Annotated in this window: 7 protein-coding genes; 4 read left to right on the top strand and 3 right to left on the bottom strand. The window is 69.4% G+C overall.

What is annotated here, in order from left to right; translation table 11 throughout:
- From M3147_RS14025 to M3147_RS14015, 3 genes are read right to left on the bottom strand one after another with little or no spacing between them, the layout of a single operon-like run.
- Entirely contained in the window at positions 1-1,179 is a 1,179-nt protein-coding gene (locus M3147_RS14025; RefSeq protein WP_251204098.1) for a cytochrome P450, read from the bottom strand.
- Positions 1,176-3,080, bottom strand: a complete 1,905-nt coding sequence (locus tag M3147_RS14020) for a glycogen debranching N-terminal domain-containing protein (RefSeq protein ID WP_251204097.1) — start codon at positions 3,078-3,080, stop codon at positions 1,176-1,178. The genes M3147_RS14025 and M3147_RS14020 overlap by 4 nt, the downstream gene beginning before the upstream one ends.
- On the bottom strand, positions 3,080-4,972 hold the full coding sequence (locus tag M3147_RS14015) for an amylo-alpha-1,6-glucosidase (protein ID WP_251204096.1): 1,893 nt from the start codon (positions 4,970-4,972) through the stop codon (positions 3,080-3,082). The genes M3147_RS14020 and M3147_RS14015 overlap by 1 nt, the downstream gene beginning before the upstream one ends.
- 227 nt (positions 4,973-5,199) lie before the next feature.
- Between M3147_RS14015 and M3147_RS14010 the strand changes: the two genes are divergently transcribed.
- The 4 genes from M3147_RS14010 (at position 5,200) to M3147_RS13995 (ending at position 9,742) form a co-directional block, all read left to right on the top strand.
- Positions 5,200-6,426, top strand: a complete 1,227-nt coding sequence (locus M3147_RS14010; protein ID WP_251204095.1) for an extracellular solute-binding protein — start codon at positions 5,200-5,202, stop codon at positions 6,424-6,426.
- 24 nt (positions 6,427-6,450) lie between these two features.
- A complete protein-coding gene (locus M3147_RS14005; protein ID WP_251204094.1) occupies positions 6,451-7,554 on the top strand; it encodes a carbohydrate ABC transporter permease in 1,104 nt (367 codons plus the stop codon).
- Positions 7,555-7,579: 25 nt separating this feature from the next.
- Positions 7,580-8,419, top strand: coding sequence for a carbohydrate ABC transporter permease (locus tag M3147_RS14000; protein ID WP_251204213.1), 840 nt, complete (start codon positions 7,580-7,582; stop codon positions 8,417-8,419).
- Positions 8,420-8,515: 96 nt separating this feature from the next.
- Complete coding sequence (locus M3147_RS13995; protein WP_251204093.1) at positions 8,516-9,742, top strand: ROK family protein; 1,227 nt, start codon at positions 8,516-8,518, stop codon at positions 9,740-9,742.
- Positions 9,743-9,813: the final 71 nt, after the last annotated feature.

Raw genomic sequence — 9,813 nt, 5'->3', positions numbered from 1 at the left:
TCACTCTCCTGACGGCTCTGGCCGCCGCGTGTCGACGGTCACGGGAACGGATTCGAAGCTGGCGAGGAACGTCATCTCGCCCTCCTCGACCCATTCGATCTCGGGTTCGGAGGCCAACTCCCAGGATGGCCAGTTCGCGAGCAGGACCCGCAGGAATGCTTTGGCCTCGCGTTCGGCCACGTTCATGCCCAGACAGGAGTGTCGGCCGAATCCGAACCCGAGGTGCGGCTGGCGCGGGCGGTGGATGTCGATGACGCCGGGGTGCTCCCACGCGGTCGGATCGTGGTTGGCCGACGCGAAGTTCAGGAGCACGTGGGCGTCGTGGTCGCCACCGACCGGGCACCCGTCGCTCGGGGTGGTCTCGAGTCGCTCGATCTTGTGGAGCGGGGAGAGGTATCGGACGAACTCGGAGACGGCCCGGCTGTGCGCCGTCGGCGTCGCGGCCAGGAACTCGCGGTCTGCGGGAGTGCGGATCAGGTGCCACACGATGCCGGTGATCAGTTTGATCACCGTGTCCCGCCCGCCGGCGAGGAGGATGTTCGCGATACCGTTGGCCTCCTCGATCGTCGGAGCGCGGCCGCCGAGGTCGAGTCGCACCAGCTCGTCCCAGACGTCGACGGGCTCCACGCCGTCGTGCGCCCGCGCCATCGCCGCCGTCAGCACACGGTCGAGGTAGGCGTGCAGAGTCGCTCCGGAGCGCTGGGTCGGCGAGTCGAAGTTGCGCTCACGCTGCGCCGCTCGGGACTCCGCCGTCACCTCGCCGCGGGCGTACGCCTCGGCGGTCCAGACGTCGGGGCCCCACGAGATCCACTCGTCGAGATCCTGCGGGCGCCCGTAGAGCTCTGCGAGACAGCCCATGACGTACGGAAGCGCGACCTCCGACGCCACCTCGCCCTGCCCGACCGCGGTCACCCGGTCGATCAGGCGCTGCGCGATCGCGGCGAACGCCTCGTCGTGCACGGCCACGGCGGTGCCGAGGAACCAGGGCTGCAAGGCTTCGCGGTACATCGCATGACGGGGCGGGTCCACCTCGAGGGGGAGCTGTTTGAAGGTGCGCACGTCCCGATCCCCGAGGAGGTCGCTCGAGTAGGCCTCGTGGTCCTTGGCCGCCAGGCGCACCGCCTGGTAGCCGCGGATCTCCCGCGTCGCCCCGGTGACCGGGCACGTCCCGCCGCTCATCGCTCGCCTCCTCGCGCGAGGGAGTCCGCGATCGAGATGGCCGCGGCGGCCGACCACGCCTGCGGATGGCAGGAGGCGGGATAGGGGAGGGCGGACGTGCCGCGTCGGCGTTCCTCGCCCGAGTAGAGCTCCGGCAGTCGATACTGGAAACTCTCCGCCGCAGCCAGCACGCCGGATGCCAGCTCGGCGGCGTGGTCGGCGTGACCGTCGATGGCGAGGCCGCGGATGGCGATGGCGGTGTCGTGTGGCCAGACGCTGCCGCCGTGGTACTTCCACGGCCAGTAGCCCGTGGAGTCGGAGGCGAGCGTCCGCAGCCCGTAGCCGGAGGACATCGTGGGATGCACGAGCCTCGCCGCGATGACGGCCGACTCCTCGTCCGTCAGGATGCCGGTGCCGAGCACGTGCCCCATGTTCGAGGTCACGGCGTCGACGAGGTTCTTGTCGCGGTCGAGAGCGAGCCCGAGATACGGTCCGAGCTCGTCTTCGAGCCAGAACGCGCCGCGGAACCGCTCCCGCATGCGCTCGGCCCAGGCGCGCCAGTCGCGGGCCTCGTCGGCGGCGCCGAGCTGCTCCAGGAGGATCGCGCCCTTGACGGCCGCCTCGAACGCGTAGGCCTGCACCTCGACGAGCGCGATCGGCCCGTCCGCGAGTTCACCGGTGCGGAACTGCACGGAGTCCGACGAATCCTTCCACCCTTGATTGGCCAGTCCGTGGCCGCTCTCGTCGATGTACTCGATGAATCCGTCGCCGTCGGCGTCGGCATGGTCGCGCAACCAGGCCAGCGCTGCACGCAGGTTCGGCGCGAGTTCGGTGACCACCTCGAACGGCATCCCGGCCTCCCACGCGTCGTGCAGCAGCACGATCCACAGCGGGGTGGCGTCGATGGTGCCGTAGTAGATCGGGGGCAGCCGGGGCCCCTCGTCGAGATGGAAGCTCGTGCGCCGCACCTCGTGGGCGATCTTCCCCGGCTGCTCAGCCGTGGAGACGTCGACCGCGGCCCCCTGCAGGGCAGCGAGCGTCCGCAGCGTCCCCTCTGCCAGCTTCGTGCCGAGCGGGAGCATCATTCGAGCGGCCCAGAGCGAGTCCCGGCCGAACAGGGTGAAGTACCACGGGGCTCCCGCCGCGAGGAACGCGTCCTCGGGCGAGAATCGCGACGTCATCACCAGGGAGGCGAGGTCCTCGAGGGAACGCTCGACGAGGCGGTCGAGGCGCGCGTCCCCGGTGGTCGAGTCGGGCGACCGCCACAGGCCGGGGATCCCCGGCCCGACGACGGAGCCGGCGTCCTCGATGTCGACGGTGATCAGGATGACCCGGGTCGCATGCGGGGCGAGCACGATCGACCATTCGAGGTCGACGGTTTCCCCGGAGGCGCCGACGGTCTCGCTGTCGGCAGCGGAGAGGCGCACGTGCGCGTCGTCCGTCTCCCAGCGCACGGCGTGCCCGGCTTCCTGGTCCACGAAGGCCGGCGCTCGCGGCGGCGTCGGGTAGCCGTTCTTGACCGCGTCCATGGCCGCCAGGTCGCATTCGACGGAGACGCGGAGGCATCCAGCGACCTCGACGTCGTTCCCGTTGGCGAGGGTGATGGACAGCGCAGCACGGCCGCACCCGACCTCCCACGCCCGATCGATCCGCACCTTCGGATCGGCGTCGTCGGTGTCGATCGCCCTGGCGACGCCGGTGAAGACGGCGCGCGCCGCGGCGGCGGTGTCGACGCCGAGCGTGAGCGGGGCTTCGCCGTCGACGGTCACCGCGAAGCCGGAGAGCACTCGTACGTCTCCGTGGTAGAGCCCTTCGGCGCCGGAGCGCATCTCTCCGCCGCGGCTCAGCCAGGCCTGCGTCGGTGCGCAGATGGCGGTGACCAGATCATTGAGTGCGGGCTGTCGGGGTGCGAAGGTCGGCATCACTGCAGCCCTCCGAGCAGCGAGGCGACGGTGACGGCGCAGGCGGCGCTCCAGCAGATCACCGGGCAGGCCGCGGGGTACGGCATGGCGTGCGGGACGGTGCCCTGTGCGTAGCCCGCGAAGAGCTCCGGCAAGCGGTAGTCGAAGTCCTCGGCCGCGTCCAGCAGTCCGTTCGCGATCCTGCGGGCCGCGTCGGTGTGCCCGGCGTTCGCGAGGTTCTTCGCGATCAGGGCGGAGTCGTGCGGCCAGACGCTCCCGCCGTGGTACCGCAGCGGCCAGTACCGACCCGCCGACGTCGACAGGGTGCGGATGCCGAAACCGCTGAACAGGTCGTCACCCATCAATCGCTCGGCGACCAGGGCGATCTGCGCATCGTCGAGGATGCCGCTGCCGATGACGTGGCCCATGTTGGAGGCGAGCGCGTCGACCGGCTGCTTGTCCCCGTCGAGTGCCATCGCGAGGTAGGGGCCGTGCTCGTCGCTGACCCAGTACTGCTCGTGGAACGTGGCGTGCAGGCGGTCGGCGGCGGCGCGGCATTCGGCCGCGCCGGGGCGTCCGAACGCCTCGAGCACCTCCGCGGCGACGCGGAGCGCACGATAGGCGTAGGCCTGCACCTCGACGAGCGCGACCGAGCCGCGGGCGAGGGTGCCGTCCTGGAACTGGACGGAATCGCCGGAGTCCTTCCAGCCCTGATTCGCGAGACCCGTGCCCGACTCGTCGAGATACTCGATCAGGCCGTCGCCGTCGGCATCCCCGTACTCGAAGATCCAGGAGATCGCCCGTTCGAGGTTCGGCAGCAGCGCCTCGACCTCGGCATCCGGCATCCCGCCCCGCCACGCATCGTGGAGCAGTCCGATCCAGAGGACTGTGGCATCCACCGTCCCGTAGTAGATCGGCGGGAGTCCTGGGCGCTGTTCGTCGCCGCCGGGCGAGCGGCGGATCTCGTGCAGGATCTTTCCCGGCTGCTCCGCCGTCTCGGCATCCACCCGGGTGCCCTGCAGCGAGGCGAGCGCACGGAGGGTGCTCGCCGCGACCTTCCAGGTGAGCGGCAGCAGCATCTCCGCCGCCCAGATCGAGTCGCGCCCGTAGAGGGTCTGGAACCAGGGGATACCGCCGGCCAGCACGACGTCGTCCGGCGCGGTGCTCACCACGCTCCGAAGGGCGGCCAAGTCGCTCAGCGAGGTGTCGACGAACCGGGCCAGCCGCGGGTCGCTGTGCGACAGCGCCGGGGCCGGCCACTCCGGGGTCGCCGTCGGGGGCGGGCCGAGCACGGCGATCGTGTCCTCCGCCTCGACGCCCCACTCGTGGACGGCGCGCTCGCCGGGGCCGAGGGATACGGCCCACGACAGCACGACCAGGTCGCCCTCGACGGCGATCTCGCAGCGGTCATCGAGGATCAGGCTCGCGACGATGCTGGAGTCGCGCCAGACGATGCTGCGTCCGTCGCTCACGGCGGGGGTCTTCGAGGGGACCGTCCGGCCGTTCTTCACGGCATCCATGCCCGCGAGGTCGGAGGCGATCTCGAGGCGCAGGGTGCCCTCCACCGTCGACGTGGTCTCGCCCGTGAACTCGATGCGCTCTCGGATGCGTCCGTGGTGCACCTCTCGATCGCGGCGCACCGCGACGAGGGGATCGGCGCTCTCGCGGTCGATGACCCTGGCGGCGTAGAGGAACGACGCGTGTCCGGCGTCGGTGCTGCCCGAGCCGATGAGCTCGAGTTCCTCACCGTTCAAGGTCAGGCGCGCGACGCTCACGATCCGGACGTCGGAGTGGTAGAAGCCGCCGAGGCCACGCCGGTCCTCGATCTGCCCGTCCGCGGGAGACCATGCCTGCGTGGGACCGGAGTAGAGGGCGATCTCTCGGTGCAAGAACGGCTGGCGTTGAGTGTCCAAGGAAATCCCTTTCGAGGTCTGGGCGCATCGGCGTCGGTGCTGAGCGGCCAGCGCCTTGACATGCCGGCCGCTCAAAAATATAGTCGATATGCGACCAAACGCCAAACATGCATCCGCACCTGATTCGAACCCGGAATCGGCGGCTGGTCGCGTCACCGATCAGGTGCGACGCCGGCGAACCGAGTGGTCGTCGACTGGGCCAATGAAGTACCAGGAAGGGAATCACAATGAGGCGCACGACCCGATTCGCGATGGCTGCCGTCGCGGGACTCTCGACGGTTTCACTGCTCGCGGCATGCGCCGGCGGGGGCACCGCCGACAACGCCGACGCAGGCGGATCCTTGCAGGTGCTGTTCGGCACCTCCGGCGAGGCGGAGACCGCCGCGCTCGAAGCCGCCGCAGAGGCATGGTCCGAAGAGTCCGGCATCGAGGTCACCGTCACCCCGGCGACCGACCTCGCGCAGGAGCTCGCCCAGGGATTCGCCACCGGCGAGCCCGCCGACATCTTCTACGTCAGCCCCGAGCAGATCACGGCACTCGTCGACGCCGGCAACCTCTACCCCTACGCCGACGAGCTCGAGTCCGCCGACGACTTCTACCCGGAGCTTCGTGAGGCGTACACCAAGGACGGCGTCTTCTACGCCGCCCCCAAGGACGTCGGCGCGCTCGCACTCGCGATCAACCTCGACCTCTGGGAGGCCGCCGGGCTCACCGACGCCGACATCCCGACGACCTGGGACGAGCTGAGCACCGTCGCGGCGAAACTGAGCACGAACGGCGTGTCCGGGCTGACCCTGTCGCCCGACCTGGCGCGGGTGGGGCCGTTCATGCTCCAGGCCGGCGGCTGGGTGTTCAACGACGCCCAGACCGAGGCGACCGCGGACTCCACCGCGAATGTGGACGCGCTCGAGTACGTGCAGGGGCTGCTCAACGACGGCTCGGCGACACTCACCACGGACCTCGGCGTCGGCTGGTCCGGAGAAGCCTTCGGCAAGCAGGCCTCGGCCATGGTCATCGAAGGCCCGTGGCTCGAAGGAGCGATGGCGGCCGACTACCCGGAGGTCGACTACCGCGTTGTCGAGCTCCCGGCCGGCCCTGACGGCGCGGCGTCGATGTTCTTCACGAACGCCTGGGGGATCGCGGCCGAATCCAAGAACACGGACGCGGCGGTGGACTTCGTCGAGTTCCTGACCACCCCCGAGCAGCAGATGGAGTTCGCGCGCGCGTTCGGACCGATCCCGGCCCGGATCTCGGCGGCCGACGCCTACCGCTCCGAGTTCCCCGACACCGTCGCGTACCTGGACGGGATCGAGGGCTCCAAGACCTACCCGACGATCGCCGGGTTCAGCGAGGTCATGGCCGACATGAACGCCCAACTGTTCGAACTGAAGACGGCCGACATCCCCAGCCTGCTCGGCTCCGTGCAGAAGAACCTCGAAGCGCTCACCAAGTAGACGGGAGGCGGGAGAGGAACGCGCATGAGATCCATCGCCACTGCACCGCGCCGCAGACGCCGCTCGCGGGAAGCCCGAGGACGGGCGCTCGCCGGACTGCTGTTCGTCGCGCCGGCGGTCATCATCCTCGGCGTGTTCCTCTTCCTGCCGATCCTCACCGCCGGGTGGGTGTCGGTGTCCGACTGGAACGGGAAGGGCAGCCCACTCCAACCCGGGGTCGAGTTCGTCGGGACCGCGAACTACGCTTCCTTCCTCACCGAGGAAGGGCTCGCGCAGAAGGACTTCGGCACCTCGATCAGGAACAACCTGTACTACGTACTGGTCTCGGTGCCGCTCGTGACCGCGATCGCGCTCGCGCTCGCGCTGATGGTCAACAAGAGCCGCCGCGGCAACGGCGTCTTCCGCACGGCCTTCTACTTCCCGTCGGTGACCTCGTCGGTGGCGCTCACCGTCATCTTCCTGTTCCTCTTCAACTCCACTGGCGTCGTCAACGAGATCCTGAGCCTCATCAACGTCGAAGGGCCGACGTGGATGGCGGATCCGCGCGGTATCTTCCACCTCGCGCTCGAGGGCCTCGGGATCCCGAAGCCGGCACCGGGCGCGGGCTTCGAATTCTGGGGCGTGTCGTGGTGGGACTGGCTCTCCGGACCATCCGTCGCCATGACCGTCTTCATCCTGATGGCCGCGCTCGCCGCATCCGGAACGTTCATGCTCATCTTCCTGGCCGGCCTGCAGCAGATCTCCGACGAGATCGAGGAGGCCGCGATCATCGACGGCACGACCCGCTGGCAGCGGTTCCGGTACGTGACGCTTCCGATGCTCCGGCCGACCCTGTTCACGGTCCTGACGCTCTGCATGATCGGGTCGTGGCAGGTGTTCGACCAGATCTACACGGGCTCCCAGGGCAACCCCGCGAAGACCACGCTGACGCCCGCCTACCTCTCGTACGAGTGGTCGTTCAAGAGCTCCGACTGGGGGCAGGGCGCCGCCGTCTCCTTCATCCTGTTCGCCATCATCCTGCTCTTCACGCTGCTGCAGCGCTGGGGACTTCGCGAGCGGACGTCCGACCGCTCGGGTCGGCTGCGCGCCGCCCGGACTCAGAAGGGTGACCCGAGTGAAGACCACTGATCGGCGTAGCGGCGAGGCCATGGCGATGCCGCGGCGACGCCGGAAGGTGCGCCGCGGAGACCTCGTCCTGTATGCGGCGGCGAGCGTCCTCTCGCTCCTGTTCATCTCCCCGTTCATCATCAGCATCGCCAACTCGTTCAAGACGGATGCCCAGGCGACCAGCGACCCGCTGTCGCTGATCCCCTCGCCGGTGACATTCGCCGCGTACGAGCAGATCCTCGGGAGCTGGTTCCCTCAGGCGCTGACGAACTCCGTCATCATCACGATCGTCGTGACGCTGTCCCGGGCCTTCATCAACGCCCTGGCGGGGTATGCGCTCTCCCGGCTCGACTTTCCCGGACGGCGGATCGTCTTCGCGTCGATCATCGGCGTGCTGGCCGTGCCCGGGGTCGTGCTCCTGATCCCGCGGTTCCTCGTCGTGCATCAACTCGGGATCTACAACACCTACGCGGGGCTGATCATCCCGCTCCTCTGCGACGCCGCCGGAATCTTCATCATGAAGAACTACTTCGACTCGATCCCGGTCTCGATCGAGGAGGCCGCGCGCATCGATGGCGCCGGGGTCTTCCGCACCTTCTGGTCGATCGTGCTGCCGATGGCGCTGCCCGTGGTGGTCACGGTCCTCATCCTGAGTTTCCAGGGCTCATGGAACGAGCTGTCGCACTTCATCGTCGCTGCCCAGGACCCGGACCTGTCCCCACTGACCAAGGCCGTCGCCTCGCTGACGGCCGGTGCCGGAGGCAAGGAGAACCGGTTCCCGTTGAAGCTCGCCGCGGCCGCGATGATGACCCTGCCGGTCGCGATCCTCTTCTTCATCTTCCAGCGGCGCATCGTCAAGTCGGAGAGCGGCGCGATCAAGGAATAGCGGGCCGACGTGACCGCCCGGCCAATAGTGTGGGATGGCGAGTACGGTCGACCGGACCGCCCGCTGCGGTGATGAGCGAAGGGGAGTGGGGCGATAGTGGCTCGCGAGTCGACGGGATCCAGAGGCCATGCGAAGGGGGAGATCCGCCCCGCGAACCTCGCGATCGCACTCGCCGAGATCCGTCGACGGAAGTCGGTTTCGCGCGGCGAGCTGACGGGAGCGCTCGGACTGGGCCGGACGACGGTCTTCGAACTCCTGAACCAGCTGGTGCAGTTGGGGCTCATCACGGACCGCACGGACAGCGGCTCCGGCCAGGTGGGCCGCCCCAGCATGATCGTCGCGCCGAACGACTCCGTCGTCGCGTTCACCGTGAACCCCGAGAGCGACGCCCTCACCGTCGGTCGCGTGACGATGGGCGGCGAGATCACGGATCGACGCCGAATCCCCACACGGACACCGGTCTCGCCGAGCACGGCGGCGAGCCTCGCCGCCGATGCGATGCGGGAGATGCTCGAGACGTCGCAGCCGGGCGAACGGGTGGGCGGGATCGGCGTCGCGGTCCCCGGCCAGGTGATCCGGGAGTCGGGGCACGTGCTCGTGGCCCCCCGGCTCGGTTGGCGCGATGCGGACTTCGCCGGGATGCTCGGCGAGATCACCGGCCTCCCGGTGTGGGCCGACAACAATGCGCGATTGGTCACCGAGGCGGAGCATCGCCTCGGCGAGGCCAGCGAGTTCCACGACTTCATCTACATCTTCTCCGGCGCCGGCGGTGTCGGCGGCGGGATCGTCCTCGACGATCGGCTGCTCCTCGGCAGCAACGGCTTCGCGGGGGAACTCGGTCACCTCCGGGTCAACGACTCGCCCGAGCTCGACTACCTCGGGCTCTCCGGCACCTTCGAGGCGCTGGTGCGACGGGACGACCTGCTCGCGGTTCTCCGGGAAGGGGAAGCCGAGGCGAGTGTCGCCGACCTGACCGACGGCGAGATCGACCTGCTCGTGCAGCGCTCGGAGCGCATCGGCCTGCCCGCGCTCGCAGCCAGGCAGCTGCGGATCGCGGGAGCGGTGAGCGGCAACCTTGCGAACCTGTTCAACCCGCAGGCGATCGTCCTCGGCGGGTTCCTCGGATCGCTGTACCGACGCTTCCCGGCGGAGTTCGATCAGGTGCTGTCGGAGGTCGGCCTCCCCACGGTGCTCCGCTCGCTCGTGATCCGCTCGTCCGTCGCGGGTCCCGAGATGGCGATGTACGGGGCGGCGGAGCTCGTGTTCGGCAAGGTGGAAGCGGACCCGCTGGGCTTCGTGTTCCGCCGGCCGACCTTGCGGTGATCGGTCGACGACGATCCATCGGTGGCGCACCGCGCCCGGACGAACGCCCTGGGCGCTCCGCTCGCCCGCTC

The organism is Agromyces mediolanus (assembly GCF_023715325.1).
GTDB lineage: Bacteria > Actinomycetota > Actinomycetes > Actinomycetales > Microbacteriaceae > Agromyces > Agromyces mediolanus_A.
Note: the sequence above shows the minus strand (reverse complement) of the source record. Positions and strands in the feature narration are given on the sequence as shown.